The 24,416-nt window shown below is 60.3% G+C and carries 23 protein-coding genes; 6 read left to right on the top strand and 17 right to left on the bottom strand.

Going from position 1 to position 24,416, the window contains the following annotated elements; translation table 11 throughout:
- Positions 1–8: 8 nt before the first annotated feature.
- The 8 genes from H7993_RS04735 to H7993_RS04700 form a co-directional block, all read right to left on the bottom strand.
- Positions 9–836 (bottom strand): EamA family transporter, encoded by an 828-nt coding sequence (locus H7993_RS04735; RefSeq protein WP_185793626.1) that lies wholly within the window; start codon positions 834–836, stop codon positions 9–11.
- Positions 837–904: 68 nt separating this feature from the next.
- Positions 905–1,822 (bottom strand): transcriptional regulator GcvA, encoded by a 918-nt coding sequence (gene gcvA / locus H7993_RS04730; protein ID WP_185793625.1) that lies wholly within the window; start codon positions 1,820–1,822, stop codon positions 905–907.
- A 177-nt stretch (positions 1,823–1,999) separates the two neighbouring features.
- Positions 2,000–2,233, bottom strand: a complete 234-nt coding sequence (locus H7993_RS04725; protein WP_185793624.1) for a DUF4177 domain-containing protein — start codon at positions 2,231–2,233, stop codon at positions 2,000–2,002.
- Between the two features lie 57 nt (positions 2,234–2,290).
- Positions 2,291–2,743: a hypothetical protein gene (locus tag H7993_RS04720; RefSeq protein WP_185793623.1), complete on the bottom strand. Its 453-nt coding sequence runs from the start codon at positions 2,741–2,743 to the stop codon at positions 2,291–2,293.
- A gap of 112 nt (positions 2,744–2,855) precedes the next feature.
- Complete coding sequence (locus tag H7993_RS04715) at positions 2,856–4,691, bottom strand: patatin-like phospholipase family protein (protein WP_185793622.1); 1,836 nt, start codon at positions 4,689–4,691, stop codon at positions 2,856–2,858.
- 13 nt (positions 4,692–4,704) lie between these two features.
- Positions 4,705–5,481, bottom strand: coding sequence for a hypothetical protein (locus H7993_RS04710; protein WP_185793621.1), 777 nt, complete (start codon positions 5,479–5,481; stop codon positions 4,705–4,707).
- Between the two features lie 17 nt (positions 5,482–5,498).
- Complete coding sequence (locus H7993_RS04705) at positions 5,499–7,067, bottom strand: MBL fold metallo-hydrolase (protein WP_185793620.1); 1,569 nt, start codon at positions 7,065–7,067, stop codon at positions 5,499–5,501.
- Positions 7,064–9,145: a gluzincin family metallopeptidase gene (locus tag H7993_RS04700; RefSeq protein ID WP_185793619.1), complete on the bottom strand. Its 2,082-nt coding sequence runs from the start codon at positions 9,143–9,145 to the stop codon at positions 7,064–7,066. Before H7993_RS04700 ends, H7993_RS04705 begins: the two co-directional genes overlap by 4 nt.
- A gap of 536 nt (positions 9,146–9,681) precedes the next feature.
- Between H7993_RS04700 and H7993_RS04695 the strand changes: the two genes are divergently transcribed.
- Both H7993_RS04695 and H7993_RS04690 read left to right on the top strand, forming a co-directional pair.
- A complete protein-coding gene (locus H7993_RS04695; RefSeq protein WP_185793618.1) occupies positions 9,682–10,632 on the top strand; it encodes an AraC family transcriptional regulator in 951 nt (316 codons plus the stop codon).
- A 241-nt stretch (positions 10,633–10,873) separates the two neighbouring features.
- A complete protein-coding gene (locus H7993_RS04690) occupies positions 10,874–12,568 on the top strand; it encodes a GMC family oxidoreductase (protein WP_185793617.1) in 1,695 nt (564 codons plus the stop codon).
- 47 nt (positions 12,569–12,615) lie between these two features.
- Here H7993_RS04690 and H7993_RS04685 read toward each other — a convergent pair whose 3' ends face one another.
- Both H7993_RS04685 and H7993_RS04680 read right to left on the bottom strand, forming a co-directional pair.
- Positions 12,616–13,035 carry an organic hydroperoxide resistance protein gene (locus H7993_RS04685; RefSeq protein WP_185793616.1) on the bottom strand — a complete coding sequence of 140 codons (420 nt, stop codon included), beginning with the start codon at positions 13,033–13,035 and terminating at the stop codon, positions 12,616–12,618.
- Between the two features lie 176 nt (positions 13,036–13,211).
- On the bottom strand, positions 13,212–13,880 hold the full coding sequence (locus H7993_RS04680; protein ID WP_185793615.1) for a TetR/AcrR family transcriptional regulator: 669 nt from the start codon (positions 13,878–13,880) through the stop codon (positions 13,212–13,214).
- 111 nt (positions 13,881–13,991) lie between these two features.
- Between H7993_RS04680 and H7993_RS04675 the strand changes: the two genes are divergently transcribed.
- Positions 13,992–15,197, top strand: a complete 1,206-nt coding sequence (locus H7993_RS04675) for an MFS transporter (RefSeq protein WP_185793614.1) — start codon at positions 13,992–13,994, stop codon at positions 15,195–15,197.
- A gap of 64 nt (positions 15,198–15,261) precedes the next feature.
- On the opposite strand, the gene H7993_RS04670 is transcribed toward H7993_RS04675, so the two are convergent.
- The gene (locus tag H7993_RS04670; RefSeq protein WP_185793613.1) at positions 15,262–16,116 is read right to left on the bottom strand and encodes an SDR family oxidoreductase; all 855 of its coding nucleotides are present in this window, start codon (positions 16,114–16,116) and stop codon (positions 15,262–15,264) included.
- 85 nt (positions 16,117–16,201) lie between these two features.
- On the opposite strand from H7993_RS04670, the gene H7993_RS04665 reads away from it, so the two are divergent.
- Positions 16,202–16,615 (top strand): winged helix-turn-helix transcriptional regulator, encoded by a 414-nt coding sequence (locus H7993_RS04665; RefSeq protein ID WP_185793612.1) that lies wholly within the window; start codon positions 16,202–16,204, stop codon positions 16,613–16,615.
- Between the two features lie 13 nt (positions 16,616–16,628).
- On the opposite strand, the gene H7993_RS04660 is transcribed toward H7993_RS04665, so the two are convergent.
- From H7993_RS04660 to H7993_RS04640, 5 genes are all read right to left on the bottom strand, one after another.
- Positions 16,629–16,958, bottom strand: coding sequence for an ArsR/SmtB family transcription factor (locus tag H7993_RS04660; RefSeq protein ID WP_122478642.1), 330 nt, complete (start codon positions 16,956–16,958; stop codon positions 16,629–16,631).
- 55 nt (positions 16,959–17,013) lie between these two features.
- Positions 17,014–18,138, bottom strand: a complete 1,125-nt coding sequence (locus H7993_RS04655; protein ID WP_185793611.1) for an alkene reductase — start codon at positions 18,136–18,138, stop codon at positions 17,014–17,016.
- 90 nt (positions 18,139–18,228) lie between these two features.
- Positions 18,229–19,191, bottom strand: a complete 963-nt coding sequence (locus H7993_RS04650; RefSeq protein WP_185793610.1) for a DMT family transporter — start codon at positions 19,189–19,191, stop codon at positions 18,229–18,231.
- A gap of 107 nt (positions 19,192–19,298) precedes the next feature.
- Positions 19,299–20,414 carry an SMP-30/gluconolactonase/LRE family protein gene (locus H7993_RS04645; RefSeq protein ID WP_185793609.1) on the bottom strand — a complete coding sequence of 372 codons (1,116 nt, stop codon included), beginning with the start codon at positions 20,412–20,414 and terminating at the stop codon, positions 19,299–19,301.
- A gap of 164 nt (positions 20,415–20,578) precedes the next feature.
- Entirely contained in the window at positions 20,579–21,475 is an 897-nt protein-coding gene (locus tag H7993_RS04640; RefSeq protein WP_185793608.1) for a LysR family transcriptional regulator, read from the bottom strand.
- 103 nt (positions 21,476–21,578) lie between these two features.
- On the opposite strand from H7993_RS04640, the gene H7993_RS04635 reads away from it, so the two are divergent.
- Both H7993_RS04635 and H7993_RS04630 read left to right on the top strand, forming a co-directional pair.
- The gene (locus H7993_RS04635) at positions 21,579–22,073 is read left to right on the top strand and encodes a (R)-mandelonitrile lyase (protein ID WP_425311971.1); all 495 of its coding nucleotides are present in this window, start codon (positions 21,579–21,581) and stop codon (positions 22,071–22,073) included.
- Between the two features lie 183 nt (positions 22,074–22,256).
- Positions 22,257–23,318, top strand: a complete 1,062-nt coding sequence (locus H7993_RS04630; protein WP_185793606.1) for a diguanylate cyclase — start codon at positions 22,257–22,259, stop codon at positions 23,316–23,318.
- A 20-nt stretch (positions 23,319–23,338) separates the two neighbouring features.
- On the opposite strand, the gene H7993_RS04625 is transcribed toward H7993_RS04630, so the two are convergent.
- Positions 23,339–24,307, bottom strand: a complete 969-nt coding sequence (locus tag H7993_RS04625; RefSeq protein ID WP_185793605.1) for a TIGR03571 family LLM class oxidoreductase — start codon at positions 24,305–24,307, stop codon at positions 23,339–23,341.
- Between the last annotated feature and the right edge of the window lie 109 nt (positions 24,308–24,416).

Below are 24,416 nucleotides of genomic sequence, written 5' to 3'. Positions count from 1 at the left end.
TGGCGCGCTCAGCCGATGATCACCGTACCCAACGCGATCACCGTACACGCCAGCACCTTGCGCACGGTCAGGCTTTCACCGAGGAAAAAATAACCGATCAACGCGGCAAACAGCACGCTGGTTTCACGCAGTGCCGAGACCATGCCCATGGGAGCATCGGTCATGGCATAAATGACGATACCGTAGGCCAGCAGCGAGACCAGCCCGCCGGCTGCAGCAGTCGCCATTCCAGGCCGCCAGGCGAACAGGCTGCGCGCGCCACGACGTGCGATATACACCGCTGGCATCAGCACACCCCACAGTGCACACATCCAGACGGTATAGGCCATGGGCGCGCCAGACAGGCGCGCGCCGATGCCATCGGTGACGCTGTAGGCCGCGATGAAGGCGCCTGTGCCCAAGGCGTAGGGCAGGCTAGGCACAGCGAGTTTGCCCTTGCTGAACGCCAGCAGGATGATCCCGCCCGAGACCAGAAAAATGCCCAACAGGGCACTGGCCTGGATCTGTTCCCCGGCGAACAGGGCTGCGCCGAGGGTGATCAGAATCGGCGACGAGCCGCGTGCTACCGGATAGGTCTGGCCAAGATCGCCCGCCCGGTAGCTGCGCACCAGGAACAGGTTGTAGCCCACATGCAGCACGCCCGACAGCACCGCATACGGCCAACTTGCCTGGGCTGGCGCGACCATGAACAACGCCAGGGCGATGCAGGTGACCGCCACTGCCAGGCACATGACGGTCATGGACCACAGTCGGTCCTCGCCGCCGCGCAACAGCGCGTTCCAACCGGCATGCAGCAGGGCGGCGAACAGTACGAGGGAGATGATAGAGATAGGCATGCGCCATGTTAGGCCGCCCATCAGTGGATGTAACAGAGAAGTCTGCTCATTGCGTCATGAGCAAAACCTCATGGGACATCACGATCGTAGGCCAGTTGTGCTTGCGTTGACTGCTCGCTCAACCATTGCCGGAATGAAACTACATGGGGTTGGGTTTCGATACCTTTCGGGCAGACGAAGTAGTACGCCACCGGCGAGGGGAATGGCACCTCGAAGAGCCTGACGAGACTGCCATCGGCGATCTGTGACTCGACGTGGCCGCTGCGAACCAGAGCGATGCCTTGTCCCAGCAGGGCAGCGTCAACGGTCATGTTGGTGTCGGCGAACCGGACATTTTCCTTGAGCGTGGAAATGCTCAGGCCGACGTGCTGGAACCACACTTCCCACCGTGGTACCAGATCGTTTCCGTCACGGGTCAGCAGCGGGTAGCGCAGCAGCTCGCTAGGGTGCTGCGGCAGCCCGAAGCGCGCGAGCAAGGCAGGGCTGGCGACGGGGAAGATATGTTCACGGAACAGAAACTCGGAATAAAGGCCGGGGTAGTTACCGGTGCCCAGGCGGATCGCAACGTCAGGGTCGGTGCCGGAGAACTTGATTGCCGTATCGGTGGTGTCCAGCGTCACCAATATGTCCGGGTGCTGCTGGGCCAGACTCGGCAATCGCGGCAGCAGCCACTTCAGTGCGTAAGAGTAGGTGGTACTGACCTTGAGCCGCACTCTTCCCTTATGCTCCCTCAGTTCGGCGAGCATCGCCTCCAGGTCCGCGAAAAAACCACGGACGATGGGTGCCAGAGCCGCTCCGGCGGGTGTCAGGGTGAGCGACTTGCCCCGTTCGAACAGCTTCAACCCCCACAGATCCTCCAAGTGCCTGAGCTGATGGCTGACAGCGCTTTGGGTTACATGCAGTTCTTCGGAGGCCGAGGTGAAGGTGGCATGCCGCGTTGCCACTTCGAAGGCGCGCAGGCTGGCGGTTGGTGGCAGGTCTTTCATGGCAGGCTCATGACTGATGCACAGGTGGGCAATATGAGTGAATGCTCATGATAGGCGTCTGGCGGAAACGCATCAATGCACGTCAGAGTGAGCTGGGCAGAAAAGTTGCAAGCGAGGCTGTCAGTAAAATATTCAGCCCGTGACGTACAGGCGAACATCCATGGTTAAAGTATGAACTCACTCTTTCTCCATAATGACGACAAAACACATCTTCTGGTTGTTGGGGCAGCCTTCAGTCCATGTATTGATATTTTTGAGCTTCCAGCCGTCCTTGCTGTACTTATTTAGGTATCCCATTAATTCAGACAGCGGTAATAGATAAGTTGAGTACTCTATCCCTGCTGCTAGAGAAGTGTTCAACAGCAGCCAAGCGCCAATGAGCCAGGTTTTACGCCACGCCAATGATTTCACTTGATTGATCCTTTTGGTCCGGGCTCCCGGATAGCGGCCACTTGATTGGGGGTTCGACTACTCCGTGTCAACCCTCAAGAGAGACAGGGCATTATCGAAGTCGTAGGGTGTTGACCGTCTCGTACGAAGCCTCTTGTGCTCAATAGACCAACGGCAACTTCTTGCAGGCATCGGAAAGCCAGAGTTCCAGCGGTGGGCTGGTGAGCGTTGATTTCGCGAGCTCGGCGCTAAGTTTGATGGGCCATCCTTTCGATATAAAGAAAGCTCCACCTGGTTTTGCGCCACAAGCAAACTGCCAACCGCCGTGATGACTCCCCCAACGCCCAAAACGATCACCCCGCACATCTTGGCCGCTTCAGACCAATAGGCACCTTTGTTCCTCCTTGGAGCGGCTGCTGTTTCGTCTTCGAGCTTTTTTCTTTCAGCCTTGAACTTGTCTGTCTCGGCGCGCAATCTTTCGATCTTGGCAACTTTCAAGTCGGAGTCTTCGCGTTCAGGCGGGGCTGTCATGATGGTCTCCTCACGTGGTCGATAGCCCTTGTAACCGGCGGGGCTATGGTCGTGTAGGGCTGCACGAACACCGCTGTAGAACCAGTGGTTTTTCAACCGGTGCCGACTGTTGTCAAACTCCGCTATCCGGATAGGGAAACGCGGCAGGTTTGCTCAACTCGGGATCGAAGTGAGTGCGCAGCGCAGCGTCGGTCACTGCATAACCCCAGTTGATCAAGCGCTCCTGGAGTTCGTCGTCCATGCGTTTCAAGCGCGTCGCTGTGGTGGCCAGCTCCTGAGTTCTATGCAGCGGGCAGCTGAGGTTGAGCGCGCGATGGGTATAGGAGGCGTAGTCAGTACCGATCCCCCAATAAGCGCCTGAGCGCTTGCCAGCGTCATCGGGTTTTGCCTGGTAACTCGCTATCAGCGTGCGTTTGCGCAGGCTGCGTACCTGATTGTCGACCAGGTCGAGCACCCGGTAGGCATGGCGTGGCCAATCACGTTTGGGTTCTTCTTCGGGTTTGATCTTGGCGCCGGCATCGCTGACAAGCACCGTCCGATACCGTTTCCACACGGTCTCGAGCGCCAGGTTGTCGTATATGCCACCGTCCGCCAATGCAACGACCGAAGTAAACGGAGGCCGTTGCAGGTCCTCGCCCGAGTCGATTTTGAAGGAGGCTGGATGCAGTTCGATCGACATGGGCGAAAGGATGGGGGGGAATGCAGAAGACGCCGCCACCGCGCGCGCGACTGAAAAATCGGGGTTTTCTATACGGCCCACGCGGTAGTCTCCCATATAGGGTTTGGAAAACCGCCACAGCGCACCGGACTGCAGGTTGGTGGCATTGAAAATGAAGCGCGGCGCGTTCGGCAAATCGCGCAGCTTGGCACCTTTGAACAGGTGCTCGTCGTACGCGTCGGCCACGCGATCCGCGATGCTTCCGGGAAGCAGAATGCCCCCTATGAGGGCCTCGGCATCGAGTGTTCGCCGCGCCAACGCACGTATCGGGGTGACGACGAGCGTGTCAAACGGCTCAGTTGCGCCATTGAAGGGTAGATGTTTCCATGCAAGCGCCAGCACCGCATTCGTGATCGACCCTCCCGAGACACTCGAAATACGCTCGACCGAGAAGAGCAATCCGGCTTCATACAGCCGCCATAGACTGCCGACGTGAAACAGCATGGCGCGGTAGCCGCCGCCGGACAGGCACAGGCCCATGCCTGGCAGGAGTGGGCGAGACACAGACTCAGGTTGCCCAGTCATCTCGACGCTCAGAGGCTCGACATGGGTGGCCGCTGCCTCGCCCACATCGGCGTGATCGGTGATGATGTCGAAGGTCGCATCGCCGTCGACTGCCATTGGCTGGTTTTCCAGCTCGAGAACGGCAGGGTGTTGGGCATTGGTCAATTTGCCAGCGCTGTCGAACGTTGCAGCCATCAGGTAGTTGACTTCCAACCTGGTATAGGCCGGGTCCCAATGGGTATTTTCTGGGACGTGACAATGCCCGAAATGCCCACCCTCGGCCCAGTTCATGGTACTGCGCAAATGGCCGCCCGGGTCTTTGCCATCCCGCGAAGGCTTGGGCGGCCCGGCTGGCCAGACTAATGGCACAGCGTGGATCTGCTCAAGCCAGCGGCACAGGCGAGCAAGGTTTTTCAGCGCGGCTTTGTTTTTGGCCTTGCCGGCGAATCCAACCAACTCGATCTGCAGAGCTCGGTCGCGATTGGTCTGAGCCCCGCCGGGAGCATTGCGCAGCGAGCGGGCCGCGGTGTCGGTATCGATATGCTGGTAGACCTTGCTGGCGTCCACCGTGAAGTGCGGATCGGAACGATTGTTCTTGAAGGCCGCGAAAGCGCCGTCCGCGCTACCACCTTCCGTGGTGTGATGGACGATCTTGAAGACCCCGCCCGTGTAACTTCCGCTCGAACCGCTGATCGGGCGTTGTTCCGCAAATGGACATATGGCCATGATTCATCTCCCGTCAGACAGCGTCCAGTTCAACACCGGCGATGTATTTTTCGCGATAGGCATTCATCTTTGCAGCGAGTGGAGGCTGCAATGCCTTCAAGGCGTTGCCGTCGATGGAGAGGACGCCCTCGCTGCGCCGTAGCGACATCTCTCCGCTTTGTAGTTTGAAGAACAGAATTTGAGTCAGCTGGGTGTCGGTCTCGAGTACAAAGGCCATGGCCCGGGCCATGAGGCCTTGTTCTTCGTCCGCATAGACATAGGTGAACTGGAAGCGACTCACACTTTCATGGTGGCGCTGACTGTTGAAAAGGGTGATGAACGGGGTATCTGCCGACATCTTCTGCAACCCCTTGAGCACTGCGAGGACCGCCACGGCTGCGCCGGTAATCGGGCTCAGGAAGGAGGTGATAACCCCGATCATCGCTTCGTGAACATCCAGGGCGTCTGCCGTGTAAGAGAGCTCGGCCGTTTCCTTTTGCCGTATCAGCCAACCTATTTTCACCAGCGTGCCAAAATAGGCATCGAAAAACGCGAGTGGATTGGGGTCGTTACCGATTGATTTAGCAGCAGCGAGTTGGGCGAAGAGAGACGAATCCGTGAGCGCCTGGCGTGCACCGGCATCTACGCCTGTTTTGAACGACATGATGTTGGAACCCACAACCAGTGACTGCGCCTTGGCTGTTTCGAGCGCCGGTACACCCATCCCGGCGGTGACACTGAACATCTCGGGCTTGGCGGGCAAGCCGGTCGTAGTGATGAATTGCTTGGCCTGCTGAAGATCGAAAACCATTGGGCTCACCTGTCGGATCAGAGGACGGTGTATTCGATATAGAGGTTGGTGGCGTTCAAGGCGGTGTTGAGCTGTGCGGAACGGGCGCTCAGAGCGTCGTCGTTGCGAAACGTCCGGCCCTTGGTCGCGGCTACGAGGGCGTCAAGTGTTTTGCGGGCCGGCATGCGCCAACCGTTGATTCCCTGTTGGCTGGCAAAGGCCTCATCTGTTGATATGAACGCAATCAAATCTGGATGCGTCATGAGGTCCACGCCTCGTTCCTTCAGCGAGGCATTGTGACTGCCGTGGTGCGCAACTTTAAGGAAACGCACCTGACCGAGAATCTTCGTGGCTGTCAACTTCCGTTCGCCGTCTATGTAGGTTTGATCGTGCCATGACAACCAGTTACCAACCTGTGCATCGCCCGGAAACAGCATGAAGGTCTGGTCGGGAAGTTCGAACGCCAGCACCAGGCTCGTGTTGTTGGTATCTGAATCCAGCTTCATGGCCAGTGGACCGGCCGCGCCAAGCCAATCGGCGTCGATGCTGCGTCGAGATTGATCGCGACCATCACTGGCTGTGTCGGTGTAATAGCGCTCGTCCAGCCAGCGCAGCACTTCCTCATCTGCACTGACCTCGCCGCCCGCTGCGGTCTTGGACGCGCCGCGCACGTTATCTGGCTTGATGCGTTGGAATTGGCTGCTGAATGGCAGGTCATCGTCGGTGTCGAGGGCTTCACCATCGACCAGTCGAAACAGCAGATCTTCCAGTGCCGTATTGTCCAGATAGGTTTCCTGGCCCAGACCCGATGAAGGCTTGTCTTGTTTGAGCCGATCCAGCCTGCGCGGTGGGCCGAGGACAAAAGCCTTCAATGTTCCTGGAGCTTCGATTACCTGACCGGGTGAAAGGAATGCAGTCTGCAGCGCACAGGCCTTGAGTTCCTGCATGATGTCTTGGCTTTTGAGCCGTTTGCGCTTGCCTGAAGCAACCGCGAAGGGCGCCCCGGTAGCTGGCAGGGAGACGGATGCAAGTGGACCCAGGAACGCGTCGAGGCCTGCCAGCGCAACCTGCCTGTCGGCGGCGAACGGGGAAGGCGTAAGACTGCTATGTGCGTCCTGGATGAGTTCGGACAGTGCTGCGAGTGACACGCTGCGTCTATCGCGATCAAGGCGCAGTTGCCTGGCGGTCGCATCGTCGTCGTCCTCGGTCCAGGCCATCCAGAGCTTATGGATGACAAGACCGTCAGAGATGATGTCCCTTGCCTGCGAAAAACCCGAGATGTGATCCCAGTGTTCATGGGTAATCACCAGCAAATCCAGCATTCCTTTCTTAGTTACCTTGCCGTGTTCGTCGATCACGCCACCGGTAGTTTCGACGATATCGCGAGCGATCTGGCGCATGCGGATGTCAGCCTGCGCACTGCCGGTGAGGATGCCGAAGTCGATCAGAATGTGTGCGGGCGGATGATCGGCATCGAGCACGCGGATGAGAAAGCAGTCACCCAGGTACCCGCTGTAAGGGCTACCTGGTACGCCCAGAGCTCGGTACATACGGACGATGATCTGAAGTTTGGCTGTCTCCAAACCGGTGTTTTTCACGACATTCATTCCAGGCTCCTGTGCAGCAAGGCAAAGGGTTCGGGAGTTTCACTCACCCGGAAGCCCATTGCCTGCCCTGATGTTTTGCCGATGCGAAAATCACGTTGAGCGGCCAGGCGGCGGTTGTCGCAGACATCTTTTCTGATGATGCGAATCAGCTTGCCGTCGCGCAGGTCGATATGAAGGGTCGCGCCTCCGCGGAACCAGAAGTCAGGTTCACGGGACAACACAGTCGAATCGCCGTGATCTGCTTTGTCTTGATCCGCAGGATCGTCGTAGCCGCGCCGCTTTTGGGTCATCTGGATGATGAGTTGATGCGTTTCCTGCCCATCCGGGCCTGCTCGCCGGGCAATACGCGCGGAGTGCACCTCCAGCCTGGGCACCTTTGGAAGCTCGCCCGCCGCATTGGGTTTGCCGGTCCACAGCGTAGGGATATCGACTACCGGAACCTTGCGAAGTGGATCATCGAAGGCAAGCAGACGCATGCCCACCAGCTTTTCCCAACCCTCGTCATACGGGCTGTCTTTTTTGAACCATTCGTAGATGCGTGCCTGGTTGCGTTGGATGACACCGACCGCGGTTTCCCGCAGGTTACGCCGGCCGCCTCCGGAGGTTCCGTGTACATGGTTGGAGCCCCAAGGCTGAAGCGAGACGGAAAGCTCGAGGGAAGCCAGCAGATGGGAAAAGACATTGCTGAGCCCGTCTTCGGCATCCGCAGCCGTCTTACCGAACTCAGGTGTTTCAGCAAGATCGGGGGCATCCCACAACAGGCTGTCAGGCGCCATAGAGATGCACCCGGGCACTGTAATCCCGCGCTTTCTGAAGGCTTCTACAAAAGCAATGCGATAGCGCATCGGATCGTTGCCGACCAGATCCGTGTCGGCCGTGATGATGGCTCGCAGGTACTCACCAAAGTGCAGATCGACTGGCGGGGTGTAGTCCAGTCCTCGGACACACATGCGAAGCACTTGATCCGCAGCTTTTCCGGCTTCGCGGGCCAGGCGGTCAACCAGTTCCCCAGAGAAATAGTCTTGATTGGAGACCGCGCTGGCTCGCGCCAGACGGAAGAGGTCGGCTGTTCGACGCTCGTAGATTGTGACGAAGGCATCGAAGATCGCCGCAACCAGAAAGCCTCCACGCGCATGAGCCTCGGACGTGTTGGATAGCGTCTTGGGCAAAGATTCTTCGCTGCCGCGTTCGCCGTCGGTCGTTGCGTTGGCCGTCGCTGGAACGGGCGGTTCCAGATACTGCAGCGCATAGCGCAATGCGCCCCGACGGCCGGTGGCATGTCCGAACTGCAAAGCGAGGCCGTTCAACAAACCAGGCTCGCGCAACGAGCCCCTGCTCTGCATCAGCTGGTGACGGACCACATTGGTCAGGCTGAAGTGCTGCAGCAATGCAACGATATCGGCGAACGCCTCATGAAACGCGAGTGAATCGAAGTTGGACGCTTCGATGGAGCGTTGCTGCATCCCGTGAAGAATCGCATGAGTCGTTTCATGGGCAACGATGTCCTGCGAGAGGCAGGTGAAGACCCAGCTACTGAAAGCGGTTTTGCCTTCGACATGCTTGAAATAGCCGAACAATAGCGCGCGTTTGGTGGGGCTATAGTAAGCATTCCGTTCCCGCAGGGCATGGGGATAAATCCGTAGTCGCCTTGTGAAGTTTCGATCAAGCGAGAACTTGGGGGCGTCTCGGTCTCCGGCCCAAAGTACCACCCGCCCCAGGGCTCGCTCGAAGTTACGCACAGTACGCATGGCCACTGCGAACACCATCTGCTGATGGAATTGGGGGTTCCCCTCGGAGGGCGAAAATCCATCCTGAGCCAAAAGAGACGGGGCGTTCAGATCGACTGGCGCATAAAATAGATCCGAACTTGGATCGTAATCGATCACTTCGAGATAGTCGTTGGTGGGGCCAGGTTCCAACTTGTCTTCCCAACGCGTCTCCCAAGGAAGTTCGATGACGGTATCGTTGATAATGGCAGTGTCGAGTTCGACTGAAGATTGTGGATCGAAAGCGTACACTCGCAGTCGACGCACGGAGGGGTGGGGAATGATATGAGTGAGCCGCCGCATACCCGTCATTGTTTCTATCCTTGAGCACTGTAACGACCCGAGCGTGTTCGAACCCAAACTGCAGGCGTCGACGTTTCTTGTATCGCGTGTGATAAGAGTGATTCGCGAGCATGCCTAGTGGATTCCGCTCCCCAGTGCTTAGCCACTGGGTACGGCACGACGGCCAATAGACAAGGATCCCGCCGCCGACCTTCGTTCAAGGGAGGCACAGCGATGCAGGAAAGATTATTTGGAAGGAATGCTGCGTAATGATGCCGACTGAGCGGCTAAAGCTCGCACCCAACAAGTTCCCACCTCGATGGGACAAGTTTCGCGTGGAGTCGCAGACTGCTTGAGCGTTTCATGCGAAGTCTGAATCTGAGTACTAGTCATAGTTGAGATGTGCGCCATCGTCCAGCGCCATCTGCCACTCGACGACAGAAGGTCTTCATCAAGCGCGGTGCCAAACACCTAAATAAAGGCGTAACCTGCCAGCTAGCCCCAGCTTGTGTGAAAGCGAGGTTGGCCATCATCCCCAACCCGAACCGTCCAACGAGATCGCTCCCATGCCGCCAAGACGCTTCGCCGCTCACGACATGGACTTCGATCTTGGCCCCGATGCCGCAGCCAATTGGTCTGACGTCATGCTCGAGCACCACGGCCTGTACTGCCGGTTCGACGACTCACGCGTGCAGGCTTCCACATCGAAAAGTTGGACATTGGGTCACATAGGCCTGACCCAGGCCGACCTGGCGTGCGTCGTGCTGGCGCCGGTGGGCGAGGAGCGATCCTCGTGGCAGGGCGATTGGCTGTACTTGAAGCTGATGACGCGAGGGTATATCGACATCGAGGAAGCCGGGCAGCAGCACCGATTCGATGCCGGGAGCATGTTTTTCATCGACCCCGAACGGTCTTTTCAAGAGTCTTTCACTGAACGCGCCCAGATGACGGTGCTGCGTATTCCCAAGAGTAATCTGCGCGAACGCGGGCTCAGGCATTCCCTGCCCAGGCTGGTGATTACCGATTCGAGCTCGGCCGACACGCGCGCCGCCCGCGCCCTCATTCACTGCATCGCACAGCAACAAGTAGCGCCCAGCCCCATGATTCGCGATCTGATGGGTCGACAACTGCTGGAGTTGATCGACGCGTTATTGGGTGCTCCGGGGGACAAGGCCACTTCGCGCAGTGCGGAAGTCGTACTGCTGCGGGCCCGCCGCTACATCCACACAAGCCTGGCGCACACCGGGCTGGACACTTCGGCGATCGCCGCCGCCGCGCACGTATCGGTCAAACACCTGCAACACGTGTTCAGAAGCCAGGGCACTACCGTCATGGGTCATGTCTGGCACGTTCGCCTGCAGCACGCGCAGCGCTTGCTGAACGCCAGACAGACGCTCACCCCCAGCGCTCAGGAAGTCGCCTGGCAATGCGGATTCGCGACCGCCGCCCACTTCAGCCGCGCCTACCGCGCCGAGTTCGGCATTTGCCCCTCGCAGGTCCGAGCCAGTACTCGCTGAACGCCTTTACCTTCGGCCTGCATTCTTCAAACGCATTGAAAAGCGCCTCACGGACAAGCAGCAAGCGCCTCTTGGGTAACGGGTCGGGGTTCTTCACGCCCTAGAATCGGTCGTGTCTTCGCAGACAGATTGTTTCCCCGGCGGCTGTGTCAGCGCCCTTGGTCGTACACCTGCACCTCCTTGCAATGGCTGGCAATGTCGTTCGTTGTCACCCGCTTGAGGGGTGTTCAAAGGCACCTACATGAACAGCTATACAAGCGCTATGCACACCGCGGACTTCTCGCGTCGTGTCGAACACAATCAACGTCAGTTGAAGGCCAGGCTGGCTGAGACCTATGACTACATCGTCTGTGGCTCGGGTACGTCCGGATCGGTGGTTGCCCGCCGCCTGGCGGAGAACCTCGATGTCAGAGTATTGCTGATCGAGGCCGGTGGCACGGACGAGGTGCCCAGTGTCACCGATGCCAGCCAGTGGTTCGTCAACCTGGGCGGCGAACGCGATTGGCAGTTTCAGGCACAACCGAACCCCCATCTCCATGATCGAGCCATTCCCCTGTCCATGGGCAAGGTGCTCGGCGGGGGCGCATCGATCAACGTCATGGTCTGGTCGCGCGGTCACAGCAGCGACTGGGACTATTTTGCCAGGGAGGCTGACGATCCAGCCTGGAACTACGCTTCGGCTCTGGCAACCTTTCGACGTATCGAAGACTGGCAAGGCGCACCGGATCCGCTGCGGCGCGGCACGGGAGGGCCGGTTTTCGTCCAGCCTGCGCCAGACCCCAATCCGGTTGCACCGGCCATGCTGCGCGCCGCCGCATCGCTTGGCCTGCCGGTCTACGACGATCAGAACGGCGCCATGATGGAGGGGCCCGGAGGCGCCGCGTTGGCCAATCTTTGCCTGGACGACGGCCGTCGCCGTTCGATCTTTCGCAGCTATGTGTACCCCTTGATGGCTCAGCCCAACCTGACCGTGCTGACGCATACTCATGTGCTGCGGGTGTTGCTGGACGGTAAGCGGGCGGTGGGGGTGGAGGTGCTTCACGAGGGCAAAGTCATCAGGTTGGGGGCTCGACATGAGGTCGTGCTGTCTCTGGGCGCCATCAATACACCCAAGGTCCTGATGCTCTCCGGAATCGGCGACACGCGGCAGTTGAACGCGCAAGGTATCGATGTAGTTCAGGACCTTCCGGGTGTCGGTCAGAACTATCAGGACCACATCATGGTTTCCGGGTGCATCTGGGAGTATCAGCACCCCCAGCCACCGCGTAACAATGCCGGCGAGTCGACGTTCTTCTGGAAAAGCGATCCATCCCTGGATGTCCCCGACATCCAGACCTTTCTCGCGCAAATCCCCATAGCCACGCCCGAGGCCCAGGCCATGTTCCAGCCACCTGCGGCTGCGTGGTCGCTGCTACCTGGGCTGGTGCGGCCCAAAAGCCGGGGCGCGATCACCCTGGCGAGTGCCAACCCCATGGATGCGCCGCTCATCGACAGTGCCGCGCTGTCGGATCCCGAAGACCTGCAGGCCCTGGTACGGGCAGTCGAGTTTTGTCGCGAGCTCGGCAACAGTTCGGCAATGGCACCGTTTGTACGGCGCGAAGTCATGCCGGGGGCCATGAGCCGCAAGGCGCTGGAGTCATTCGTGCGCAATACGGCCTCGACCGTCTGGCACCAGTCGTGTACGGCCAAGATGGGCAGGGATGCCATGTCCGTAGTGGATTCACAGTTGCGGGTCTACGGCATCAGCGGCCTGAGGGTGGCAGACGCCTCGATCATGCCGCGGGTGACCACGGGAAACACCATGGCGCCTTGCGTGATCATCGGAGAACGCTTGGGCAGTTTGCTGACCCAGACCGCGGAAGCCGAGCGCGAGACGGCAAGCGCCCGACCCATGGGTCGGGCGTTTGCCGTTCAGAGGGAGAGAGCCGTCGATTGACGGCCCGTGCGGCCTAGCCGAGGCAGCACTTCAGTCAGGCGAGTGATTCAAACGGTAACGTGCAGGCGAACCTCGATATTGCCGCGCGTGGCATTGGAGTACGGGCACACCTGGTGGGCAGCTTCGACCAACGCCTGGGCATCGGCCTGCTCCAGACCTGGCAGGTTGATGTTCAGGTCGATGTCCAGGCCGAACCCGCCCGGAATCTGGCCGATGCCCACCTGGGCAGTGATCGAGGTGTCGGCCGGGATGCTGCGTTTGTTCAGGCCGGCGACGAATTTCAGTGCACCGATGAAGCAGGCCGAATAGCCGGCAGCGAACAGCTGCTCGGGGTTGGTGGCTTCGCCACCGGCGCCGCCCAGTTCTTTCGGCGTGGCCAGCGCCACGTCGAGAATCTTGTCGCTGGAAACGGCACGGCCATCACGGCCACCGGTGGCAGTTGCAGTAGCGGTGTAGAGAACGTTCATGGCTTTTTTCCGTTGATGGCTGGAGGAGGTGCCGTCAGCCATGTATTCGCACGCTGACTGGCTGGGTTTAATCTATCGCGCTAATATTTAGTTCGCAAGATATATTTCGTGATGATGTAGTTTGCGTTGTGACGCTGGCTGCCAGGTGCCATGCCCGAAACTCGGCATGTCGCCGTTCAGTCGGATTTCCGTTCGCCAGGCTCGTCAGCGATACCGCCGCACTCACGGCCAATGCTCGCATTCAGGCTATCCCACAGCGCCATTATCTGATCGACCGCGGTGTCCAGCCTGGCAGCCGGCACACCGTCGCGCGCCAGGGTCGACAAGCCAAGCATGAAACTGTCGAACGTGGTGGCGAGCACCTCGGGGATCACCGTCTTCGTTAGTTCGCCAGTGCTGACGGCTCGCTCGACACACGCCACCAGACCGGCCCGGTTCACGTTTCTCGTACGCGCCAATGGCTCGGATATCGCCTTGCTTTCCTCGGAACATGCGCTCATGAGGCCCAACGCGACCAGGCACCCTCTGGGGTGACCGGGCTCGCATTGCATTTTCGCCGAGCGACGCAGGGTGAGCTCGATCGCCTTGCGCGGCGGGAGGGTCGTATCGAACAGGCTTTCGGTGACTCGACCATGGGTGTCGAGATAACGCTCGATCACCTCATGGAACAGCGCCTGCTTGGAGCCAAAAGCGGCGTAGAAACTGGGCGCACTGATGCCGCCTCCGATTCTGGCCTTGAGCTGGCTCAACGAGGTGGCGTCGTAGCCATGCTCCCAGAACAGATGCATCGCTTGGGTGATTGCGGCATCACGGTCGAACGTACGCGGGCGTCCCATCTGTGCCATGCGAGTCTCCTTCTGCAAGACTTAAATACTAACCGATACATAAGTCGTTGACCACTGCACGCTATCGCCTTACATTTATACCGATCAGTATATAAATCGAAGGGGACAGGCATGACCACACATGAGCGACACAGCGACAAGCTTCCGCTTGGCGCATTGCTGGCTTTGGCGATGACCGGTTTCATCTGCATCGTCACCGAGACATTGCCGGCCGGATTGCTGCCGCAGATCAGCAGCGGCCTGGACGTCTCGCCATCACTGGCAGGGCAGATGGTCACCGTCTATGCATTGGGTTCGCTGCTGGCGGCCATTCCGCTGACCATCGCCACCCAAAGCTGGCGACGCAGAACGGTGCTGTTGATGACGATCGTGGGGTTTCTGTTGTTCAACTCCATCACTGCATGGTCTTCCAACTATGAGCTGATCCTGGTGGCAAGATTTTTCGCGGGCGTCTCTGCGGGTCTGGCCTGGAGCTTGATCGCTGGCTACGCTCGACGCATGGTGGTACCGCGACTGCAGGGTCGTGCGCTGGCGGTGGCGATGATCGGAACGCCGATTGCCTTGTCGCTGGGGGTGCCCCTGGGTACCTGGCTGGGCGGTTTCATGGGGTGGCGCATGGCCTTCGGATTGATGTCTGGAATGACCTTGGTATTGATCGTCTGGGTGCTGATAAAAGTGCCCGACTACCCGGGGCATTCGTCCTCGCAGCGGATGGCGTTGCGCGAGGTCTTTTCCACACCGGGCGTGCGACCGGTGCTGGGCGTGGTGTTCACCTGGATGCTGGCGCACAACATTCTCTATACCTATGTCGCACCTTTCGTTTCCAAGGCCGGGCTGGCGAATGACGTGGATCTGGTCCTGCTGGCCTTTGGTGTGGCAGCGCTGGTGGGCATCTGGGTCACGGGACGGCTGGTCGAAGATCATCTACGAAGAACAGTCCTGGTCAGTTTGGCCACCTTTGCGGCGGTCGCGGTCTTTCTCGGCGTGTTCTCGGCGTCGGCGTTGGCCATCTATGTCGGCGTTGCGATCTGGGGCCTGACCTTCGGTGGTGCCGCGACGCTGTTGCAAACAGCGCTGGCCGACTCGGCAGGCAGAGGCGCAGACGTCGCGCTGTCGATGAATGTCGTGGTGTGGAACAGTGCGATAGCGGGCGGCGGGTTACTGGGTGGCGTGTTGCTGGGCCACTGGGGCGTGAGTTCCTTTCCCTGGGTGTTGCTGGTGCTGGTATTGATCAGTCTGGGCATCGCCGCGCAGGCTCGGGTGCATGGCTTCGTTGGAGGAACCAGGGCGTCTGCCCAGATGGTCAGTGGTCACTGATGCATGGGTTGGGCAAGCAGGGGGCGCCGCGCCTTGAACACCCCCGTGACCTGGCGCTCCGAGCTCAGGGCTTCAAGGCAGCGCTGACGGACTGTGCAATCGGTGTCGTGGGGCGTCCCAACAGTTGGCTCAACTGCCGGCTGCCGTCGTACAAATCGCCCTTGGCTGCCGCTGCGTCCGAGTCGGCCAGCATCGCCGCCAACTCATCGGGTAATCCAATGCTGACGAGGGCCTCTTTATACTGCGCCTGCGGCAAGTCGTTATAGGCAACCGCCTTACCCGATTGCTGCGCCACTTCTGCGGCCAACTCAGTCAAGGTGTAGCTGTCGTCGCCGGCCAGTTCGTAGATCTTGCCGGCCTGGCCGTCTTGGGTCAGCACACTCGCGGCGGCCTCGGCGTAGTCCGCCCGAGCCGCCGAGGAGATTCGACCTTGCTTTGCGCTGCCCAGGATCACGCCATGCTCGACAGCCGATGCGACGCTGGCGGTGTAGTTCTCGTTGTACCAGCCATTTCGCAAGAGCACATGGCTCAAACCGGATTCGGCCAGTGCCTGTTCGGTATCGCGATGCTCCACTGCCAACCCCAATGTCGATGTGTCTGCGTGCAGCAAGCTGGTGTAGGCCAACAATGCCACGCCTTCTGCCTGCGCGGCGGCGATAACGGCGCGGTGTTGTGCACGGCGCTGTCCCACCTCGCTGGAGGAGATCAGCAACAGGCGATCAACACCTTGCAATGCGCTGGTCAGGGTTTCAGGCTTGTTGTAATCAGCCATTCGGATCTCGATGCCTTTGGCACGAAGATCGGTTGCTTTTGCCGGGTCACGTACCAGCGCGATCAGCTCGGCGGGATTGACGGTTTTCAGCAGCGAGTCGAGGACCAGGCGGCCCAGTTGGCCATTTGCACCGGTAATAGCAATCATGGAAGCACCTTCGTTCGGGTTAGAGAGCGACCGATGCTAGAATAGAAGCTTACGAAAAGTAAGTACGTACATAAAGGTAAGTGCAATGGTTGATCTCGAATCCGCTTCTCACCGCTTCTCCGAGAAAGTCCGCCGCGGCGAAGTGCTGCAAGCCGACTGCCCGTCTCGGGAAATCCTCCAGCACATGACCAGTCGATGGGGCGTTCTGGTGATGGTGGTCTTGTTGGAAGGTACGCATCGATTCAGCGAACTGCGGCGCAAGATCGGCGGCGTCAGCGAAAAGATGCTCGCCCATACGCTGCAACGGCTGGAAGGGGATGGACTGGTGCGCCGCGTGGCCCGGCCGGTGGTGCCACCGTACGTCGAGTACAGCCTGACACCACTGGGGACGGCGGCCGCTGCGAAGCTGGAGATCGTCGTCGATTGGATCGAGGACAATCTGTCTGCGATCCTGGCGTTCAGGCGAGCGCACGAACCGGGTGATGAAGGCCAGGCATGACTCCGGGCAGGCCCTATGAGCCCTGGGTGTCGACCTCAAGCTCGGTCAGCAAGCCTGACATCGCCTCCCTGAGTCGTTCTTCATTGCGCCGGTAGTAGGTCCACTTGCCAACCTTGCTGGCCTCGACGAACCCTTGGTCGAGCAAGGCCTTGAGGCAGATCGAGGTGGCCGGCTGCGAGAGGCCGGCCTTGTCCTGAATCAGGCTGGCACAGACGCCATGCACACTGAAATCGTACAGCTGGCTGTAGCCTTCGAACGAGCGATGCGGGTCCTTGAGCCAGGTCAGAACGGCCCGTCGCGTAGGGCTGGATAGAACCTTGAGTGCCTCGTTCAACGCCGTCATTGCTGTGCCTGCCCCTTTTGACCGACGGGAGTGATGCCGTCGGGGAATGCATATTTTAGGGCGTCGCGAAGGGATAGTCGACGTAACCCGTCTCACCGCCGCCGTAAAGCGTGGCGTAGTCGACGGGATTGAGCGGCAGGCCCTGTTCGAATCGCTTCGGCAGATCGGGGTTGGCGATGAACGTGCGACCGAAACCGAACAGGTCGCCATGGCCGTCGGCAAGTACGCGCTCGGCCTTTTCCTGGGTGTAGCAGCCCGAGTACATGATCGGCCGGGTGAACGTCTCGCGCAGCGCCTTGCGAAACGACTCGGGCAGTTCCGGGGCGTTGTCCCAGTCGGCCTCGGCAATGGACAGGTAACCGATACCCAGCTCATTCAACATGGCCGCTGCCTGGATGTAGGTAGCCTGCGGGTCGCTTTCTACCAGGCCCAGGTAGACGCGTTCCTCAGCGGTTGTCTCGAACAGCGGCGCAAAACGTACGCCGACACGCTCGCTGCCGAACACCGAGATCACCGCTTCGGTGACCTCGCGCAAGAAGCGCAGGCGATTGTCCAGCGTACCTCCGTATTCATCGGTGCGAAGGTTGGTATGTTCCGAGATGAACTGATTGAGCAGGTAGCCATTGGCCGAATGCAGTTCGACGCCGTCGAACCCCGCTTCCCTGGCGTTGACTGCCGCGACGCGATACAACTCGACCAGCGCCTGGACCTCCGCAGTTTCCAGGGCCCTGGGCATGCTCGGGTCGGCCAGCGCACCGGCGTCAGGACCGGTTTCGATGAAGACCTTCACGGCCGTTGCGCGAATGGCGGAGGGGGCGACGGGGGGCTGGTTGTCAGGTTGCAGGCTGTCATGAGACACGCGCCCGACATGCCACAGCTGACAGAAAATCACTCCGCCTTGTTCATGGACGGCCTGGGTGACCTGCTGCCAGCCAGCGATCTGTTCCTGGCTGTAGATGCCTGGCGTCCAGGCATAGCCCTGACCACGCGGCTCTATCTGCGTGCCCTCGGTGATCATGAACCCGGCACTGGCGCGCTGCCGGTAATAGTCGCTCATCAAGGCATTGGGCACGTCCCCGGGCTGGGTACTTCTGGACCGCGTGAGCGGGGGCAGGGCAATCCGGTTCTTGAGGGTCAGGCCACCGAGTGTGAGGGAGGTGAACAGGCTGGAGTCGATCATTTCAGTTCCGTAGGACAACGAGAGTGGCTTCACATTAACACATTCGAATGTGTTTATGTGATGCGTATCGATATCCATGAGAAGCACGCGCTAGCTCGCCTTGGATGCAACCCCAGGCACCTGCGCGCGCGTGACCAGCGCGATACCGACACACACCAGCACCAGGGCTGCCAAATTCTTCCATTCGAAAATGCTCTCGCCGAGGAACACCGCCGACAGCGCGGCCCCGAACACCGGCACCAGGAACGCGAACACACTGACCCTGCCGACGGGGTTGTATTTGAGGAGCAGGCTCCACAGCGTGAACGCCACCGCTGACAGCAGGGCCAGGTAGATGAGTAGCAGGGTCGATGTGGCTGTCATGTGACCCAGGGTTCCGCCGGTCGTGTACCCGCCCACAAGCAATGCCAGGCCACCAACGGCCAGCTGCCAACCCGTCATCACCATCGCATCCATACGGTGGGAGACATATTTGCCATAGATGGACGCCGCCGACAGCACGAAAGCGGCGATCACGATGAAGCCCTCCCCGTGCACGGACGGCAAGGCATCGAGCGGACCCGCGCCGGCGTTCACCGTCAATACGCCGGCAAATCCGAGCAGGCAGCCCACGCTCTTGCGCGTGGACAGTTTGTCGTTGTGGTAGACGAAGTGCGCCAGCAGCACGCTGAAGAAGGTGGTGGTGGCATTCAGAATCGACGCGCGGACGCCCGTCGTGTAGGCCAGGCCAATGTAGAAGAACACGTATTGCAGCCCCGTTTGCACCAGGCCCAGCAGGGCCACCTGGCCAAATGTGCGTGGGCTCAGGCGCAAGACAGGTTTGCCCATCATGACCGCCAGCAGCAACAGGCACAGGCCGGCCAGGAGGAAACGATAACCTGCGAAAATCAGCTTGGATGGCACGTCGTTCGGGGCAATCTGCAGCAACTCGTAGCCGTTCTTGATCGCCGGGTAGGAGCTGCCCCAAAGGGCACAACACAGGGTAGCCAAAAGCAATACGGTTCTGGGGTCGGAAAGAAACTGCGACACGGGACGCGTGGCGGATGCGTTCATGGGTGGCTCGTCAAAGGGTAGAAGGAAGGGCGTCGCCGCACATGCCTGTCTGTGCGGCTGGTTAGAGTTTGGCTACTGGGGAGCCTGTAGCGAGACCAGCCCGGTTGCTACGAGGTGAAAGTCGTTCCACGCGTGTTCACGAACAGCGAGTAGATCGAATGACTGCTGGCCATGAACAGTCGGTTGCCTTCCCGTCCGCCAAAGCACAGGTTTGCGCAGCGTTCTGGCAGCGAAATGTGTCCGATCGCCTTGCCTTGGGGGTTGAACACGCGCACGCCGTCCAGTTTTTCCAGGTCGGCCTTGGGATCGCCATTGCCGCCCCAGCCGCACCACAGGTTGCCTTCTTCATCACATTCGATTCCGTCGATGGCGGCGTAGTCGAGCCCCTCGATATGCTTGCGGCGCTCGCCAAGGGTGCCGTCGTCCTTGACCGCAATGGCCCAGACCAGGCGGTTGGGTTTGGCACGGCCCTCGACGACATACAGGGTTTTTTCATCGGGGGAGAAGCACAGGCCATTGGGGCCATCGAGGTTGTCGATGACCCGAGTGACCTTGCCACTGTCGCCGTCGATGCGGTAAACGCCATGGGGTTGAACCGGCGTGACCTTGTGGCCTTCGTAGTTGTTGTGGGTCTGAAAAGGCGGGTCGGTGAACCAGATCGAGCCGTCGCTTCTACAGACGATATCGTTGGGCGAGTTGAAGGGCTTGCCATCGTAGCTGTCGGCCAGCACGGTGAGCGTTCCGTTGTATTCGGTGCGCGTGACCCGGCGACCCTCGGCAGTGGTGGTCGACCCTTCGCAGACCAGCAAACGCCCTTGGCGATCGCGGCACATGCCATTGGAAAAGTTGGCGTGCTCGCGGTACACGGAGAAGCCCTCGGTGACTTCGTCCCAGCGCATGATGCGATTATTGGGAATGTCACTGACCAGCAAGTAGCGGCCATCGCCCACCCAGACCGGGCCTTCTGCCCACCGCATGCCGGTGGCGAGCTTTTCCACGCTGGCGTTGAACACACGCAACGCCATGAAGCTATCGTCGAGGGCGTGAACCAACGGGTCGGGGTAGCGCGAGCTCAGTGGTTCTGCGGCATTCGACAGTTGGGGCAGGGCGGCGGCGCCCATTGTCGCCAGCGAGGCAGAGACGGCGAGGGACTTATGCAGGAAGCTGCGGCGGGTGTTGCCTTGAGCAGTGCGTTCAGGCAAGGCGGACAGGGTTGAGTCCATGTAGCGATCTCCGTGATCTTGTTTTTTTTGGAGATGCAGTAATACCGCGTGATAAGACATCGTACAAGTTTGTATGAGCTATGCCGGTAGTGCGCCGGTGCAGCCTCGCCTCACATCCGATGCTGAGCGAGCAAAAAATCCACGAATGCCCGCACCCTGCAGCATCAATCCACCCGATACCGCAACGCCTCGACCAGCAACGCAAACGCCGGCGACGCTTGCCGGCGGTTTGGGTAATACAAGTGGTACCCCGGGTGCCAGGGGCACCAGTCCTCGAGTACGACCTGCAGCTGCCCGCTGGCAATGTAGGGCGCAGCCATGTCGTCTGGAATGAAGCTCAAGCCGAACCCGTCCAGGGCGGCGTCGAGCAGTTGGTACGCGCCGTTGTAGATGACCTGTCCAGACACCCGCACGTTGAGGGTTTCATCGTCCTTTTCGAACTCCCACGCATACAGTCCGCCGTGAGTGGGCAGGCGCAGGTTGTTGCACAGATGGTTGGGCAGGCAGCGCGGTGTGACCGGGCGCTCGCGTCCGGCGAAGTAGGCCGGTGAACCCACCACGAGCATGCGCATGTCGGGACCGATGCGCGTGGCGATCATGCCATCGGCGACGGCCTCGCCCAGTCTCACGCCGGCGTCGAAGCCCTGGGCCGCGATGTCGACGAAGTTGTAGTCGCAACAGACTTCGATGGAGATGTCGGGGTACTTGGGCAAAAAGGTTTTCAGCACTGGGCGCAGAACCAGCTCCAAGGCATGGTCCACGGCATTGATGCGGATGTTGCCGGCGGGACGGTCGCGCAGTTCGCTGAGTGCCGCCAGCGCAACTTCGATGTCGGCGAAACTGGGGCCAACCGTGCTGATCAATCGCTGGCCGGCCTCGGTGGGGGATACGCTGCGGGTCGTGCGCGTCAGCAGTCGCAAGCCCAGGCGCGCTTCCAGGGCTCGCACCGTGTGGCTGAGCGCAGACTGCGAAACGCCCAGCTTGCCGGCGGCCTTGGTAAAGCTGCGCTCCTTGGCAACCGCGAGGAAGGCAAGAAGATCGTTGGCATTGTCGCGAAGCATTCATGAGTCCAGTTCATTTATCCATGCTGATTATAGTGGCTAATCAGGCGGACATCTAACGGGTAGATTGGAGTTCTTCGCGCAAAGCACAGGAAGATTCTTGGTGAAATCACTTGCAGCCGCCGCGCTCTCATTGTCCTTGTTAACGTTTGAAAGCGAAGGAGCCCAACCCATGAATGGCACTCAATCCCTCAATGTCACCGTAACGCCCGCAGGCTCGCAGCCATCCGCGGCCGGGCCTGCCGAATACTTTACCGGCAAGGTTCGGGTCGATGCGCCGTTCAAAGGCACCGACGGCGCTCGCATCGGCGGCGCCTCCGTCACCTTCGAGCCCGGCGCGCGTACCGCCTGGCACACCCATCCGCTGGGGCAGACGCTGATCGTGACCGCAGGCGCCGGCTACGTGCAGCAGGAGGGCCAGGCCCGCCTGCTGATTCGCCCCGGTGATACCGTGTGGATTCCTCCCCAGGTCAAACACTGGCACGGCGCGCGGCCCGATACTGGCATGAGCCATATCGCCATTGCCGAGGCACTGGACGGCAAAGTGGTGGATTGGCTGGAGCAGGTCAGCGATGCGGAGTACGGCCAGGCGCAGTGAGGCCAATGCCCGGCGTTCATTGGCAGCAATCACCCGTGCACCCAACGGCTGCTGACTGCAAACCCGACTTGCTATAAAATCGATGCCAAAGTGCCATGCCGTTCGACGCTCAGTCGACCACCGGACAGCGGCACGTCTTTGCTCTGACAGGGCACATCGATAGCAAAGGCGGGGAGCCTTGGTATGCCGCTCAGTCGCCAGGAGTTGGGGAGAAGTTTCGCGCGCCGTATCTACGGGCCGCGCTCGATAGGGTGCCTGCTCAGTGCGCTCTTCATCGGTGCAGTGTTGCTGGATCAGCCCGGCACGCCCACGTGGGTATGGGCAGCGATGTTGGCCAACCTCGTGGCCTGGCCAACCGGTGCGTACCTGCTCGCACGCAATGCCTCGGATCCCTTCGCTGCCGAACAGCGCAACCTCATGCTGGACGCCCTGTTCGCCGGCGGCTGGGCAGGGCTGATGGCGTTCAACCTGCTGCCGTCGGTGCTGCTGCTTGCCATGGTCGCCATGAACGCGATGGCCGCAGGCGGTTGGCGCCTGTTACGGGCCAGCGTTGCGCTGCAGGTTGTGGGTGTGCTTATGGCGCTGAGCCTGAATAGGTTCGAGTTGTCGATGGCGACCACGGCGCTGCAGCAACTGGCCTGTCTGCCGATGCTGATCATCTACCCGCTGATCGTGGCCCGCGCCAGCTACGGCGTTTCGGTGCAACTGGCAGTGCACAAGAAGGCCTTCAAGCTCATCAGTAAACTGGACGGCATGACCCGCCTGCTCCATCACGCTTCGTGGAGGGAAAAGCTGGACGAAATCTTTCCTCGCTGCAGGAGGGGCGAGGTGACGGCGATGCTGGCCTTGATAGACATTGATAACTTCAAGCGCATCAACGATGAGCACGGTCATCTGGTGGGCGATGCAATCATCGGCCGCCTGGCCAACCTGCTGCGTTCAGGGCTGGGGACCTCTGCAGTGCCGGGACGTTACGGCGGCGACGAGTTCTGTTTGCTGCTGTTCGATGTCAGCGTCGCGGAAGCGACCCGGCAGTTGGACGACATTCGCCAACGATTCGCCGACTGGGCTGACCTGACCGTGCCCGTAGAAGTGACCCTGAGCATTGGCCTGGTGCCTTACTCCCATGAATATGCCAGCGAACGTGATTGGATAAAGGTCACGGACGAAGCACTGTACCGGGCCAAGCGCAGTGGCAAGAATCGGCTTTGTGTGCAGCCGTGGCCGGCCAGCGTTGAGGGCTGATGGCTGCTGCGGGGTCGTACCTACTCGGCCCCCACCGCAAACTCGGGAAGCACATACTCCTGCAGCTCCGCGATCACTTCCAGCGCCGGGCGACGTGTTGGCTTGAGGTTCAAGGCAACATGGTTGACGCCGGCATCGCGTTGGCGCGCGAAGAAGGCCTTGAGGGCATGACGGCCGCCGCGCAGCACTCGACCGGTCTGCAACGGTGCGTTGGCATCGGTATCCAGGTCGAACATCGCGCCATAGCCGAACGGTACGAAACCACGCGACGCGGTCACTTCACGCCAGTGCGGCACCACCTCCGACATACGCTGGGCATCGCCATGCCAGATCCAGGCGTCGACGTGTTCGCCCAGCCACTCCAGGCTCTGGCCGGCACGGCCAATGGCGATGATGGGAATGCGTGAAGCCGCAGGCTTGGGCACCAGGTCGATGTCGCCGCGCAGATGGCCGAAGTGTTCGGTTTTCAAGCGCGGGAAGGCCACCGAGGTCAGGGTCTTGATCAAGGCGACCGCCTCGCGATAGCGCTCCACGCGCGTGGCGAAGTCGACCCCGAAGGCCGGGTACTCGGTTGGCCGGTCACCGGAAGCCATGCCGGCCAGAAAACGGCCGCCCAACAGTTGGTCGGCGGTGGTGATCTGCTTGGCGGTGATGACCGGCTCGCGCAGGGGCGTAACGAACCCGGCCGTGCCGATTGCGATCCGTTTAGTGAGCGCGGCCAGCCAGCCGGCGTACACCAGTGGGTCGAGCACCTGGCCGGTGTCGCCGAACGACGGGTCGTAGAACGGCACATCGCGCAGCCACAAGGCTGCAGCGTCACTGCGGTCGAGGCTTTGTACGATCTCGGCCTGATCGGACAAATCCGGAAAGGGGCTGTCGGGGTAGCCACTGGCCGGGGAAATGAAACCAATGGTCAATTGACCGTGTTGGAAGGTGCGGCTGAACGCGTCGTGGCCAGCCAGGTCGTGCGATTGATTGTCCTGATTCACAGTGCCTGCCCCAAGATCCAAGAGATGACACCAGTCTAACGCTCGGCCTGATGCCTGTTTCCGACCTTTTGGATCGACACTGATGAATAACTTTCCTCAATCGGCGCTG

It is taken from the genome of Pseudomonas baltica (assembly GCF_014235765.1).
Lineage (GTDB): Bacteria > Pseudomonadota > Gammaproteobacteria > Pseudomonadales > Pseudomonadaceae > Aquipseudomonas > Aquipseudomonas baltica.
Note: the sequence above shows the minus strand (reverse complement) of the source record. Positions and strands in the feature narration are given on the sequence as shown.

Excerpts from the sequence above, each read along its gene's own strand:
- H7993_RS04735 (WP_185793626.1), bottom strand. The coding sequence starts at position 836 with ATGCCTATCTCTATCATCTCCCTCGTACTGTTCGCCGCCCTGCTGCAT.
- gcvA (WP_185793625.1), bottom strand. The coding sequence starts at position 1,822 with ATGAAAGACCTGCCACCAACCGCCAGCCTGCGCGCCTTCGAAGTGGCA.
- H7993_RS04720 (WP_185793623.1), bottom strand. The coding sequence starts at position 2,743 with ATGACAGCCCCGCCTGAACGCGAAGACTCCGACTTGAAAGTTGCCAAG.
- H7993_RS04715 (WP_185793622.1), bottom strand. The coding sequence starts at position 4,691 with ATGGCCATATGTCCATTTGCGGAACAACGCCCGATCAGCGGTTCGAGC.
- H7993_RS04710 (WP_185793621.1), bottom strand. The coding sequence starts at position 5,481 with ATGGTTTTCGATCTTCAGCAGGCCAAGCAATTCATCACTACGACCGGC.
- H7993_RS04705 (WP_185793620.1), bottom strand. The coding sequence starts at position 7,067 with ATGAATGTCGTGAAAAACACCGGTTTGGAGACAGCCAAACTTCAGATC.
- H7993_RS04700 (WP_185793619.1), bottom strand. The coding sequence starts at position 9,145 with ATGACGGGTATGCGGCGGCTCACTCATATCATTCCCCACCCCTCCGTG.
- H7993_RS04695 (WP_185793618.1), top strand. The coding sequence starts at position 9,682 with ATGCCGCCAAGACGCTTCGCCGCTCACGACATGGACTTCGATCTTGGC.
- H7993_RS04690 (WP_185793617.1), top strand. The coding sequence starts at position 10,874 with ATGAACAGCTATACAAGCGCTATGCACACCGCGGACTTCTCGCGTCGT.
- H7993_RS04685 (WP_185793616.1), bottom strand. The coding sequence starts at position 13,035 with ATGAACGTTCTCTACACCGCTACTGCAACTGCCACCGGTGGCCGTGAT.
- H7993_RS04680 (WP_185793615.1), bottom strand. The coding sequence starts at position 13,880 with ATGGCACAGATGGGACGCCCGCGTACGTTCGACCGTGATGCCGCAATC.
- H7993_RS04675 (WP_185793614.1), top strand. The coding sequence starts at position 13,992 with ATGACCACACATGAGCGACACAGCGACAAGCTTCCGCTTGGCGCATTG.
- H7993_RS04670 (WP_185793613.1), bottom strand. The coding sequence starts at position 16,116 with ATGATTGCTATTACCGGTGCAAATGGCCAACTGGGCCGCCTGGTCCTC.
- H7993_RS04665 (WP_185793612.1), top strand. The coding sequence starts at position 16,202 with ATGGTTGATCTCGAATCCGCTTCTCACCGCTTCTCCGAGAAAGTCCGC.
- H7993_RS04660 (WP_122478642.1), bottom strand. The coding sequence starts at position 16,958 with ATGACGGCGTTGAACGAGGCACTCAAGGTTCTATCCAGCCCTACGCGA.
- H7993_RS04655 (WP_185793611.1), bottom strand. The coding sequence starts at position 18,138 with ATGATCGACTCCAGCCTGTTCACCTCCCTCACACTCGGTGGCCTGACC.
- H7993_RS04650 (WP_185793610.1), bottom strand. The coding sequence starts at position 19,191 with ATGAACGCATCCGCCACGCGTCCCGTGTCGCAGTTTCTTTCCGACCCC.
- H7993_RS04645 (WP_185793609.1), bottom strand. The coding sequence starts at position 20,414 with ATGGACTCAACCCTGTCCGCCTTGCCTGAACGCACTGCTCAAGGCAAC.
- H7993_RS04640 (WP_185793608.1), bottom strand. The coding sequence starts at position 21,475 with ATGCTTCGCGACAATGCCAACGATCTTCTTGCCTTCCTCGCGGTTGCC.
- H7993_RS04630 (WP_185793606.1), top strand. The coding sequence starts at position 22,257 with ATGCCGCTCAGTCGCCAGGAGTTGGGGAGAAGTTTCGCGCGCCGTATC.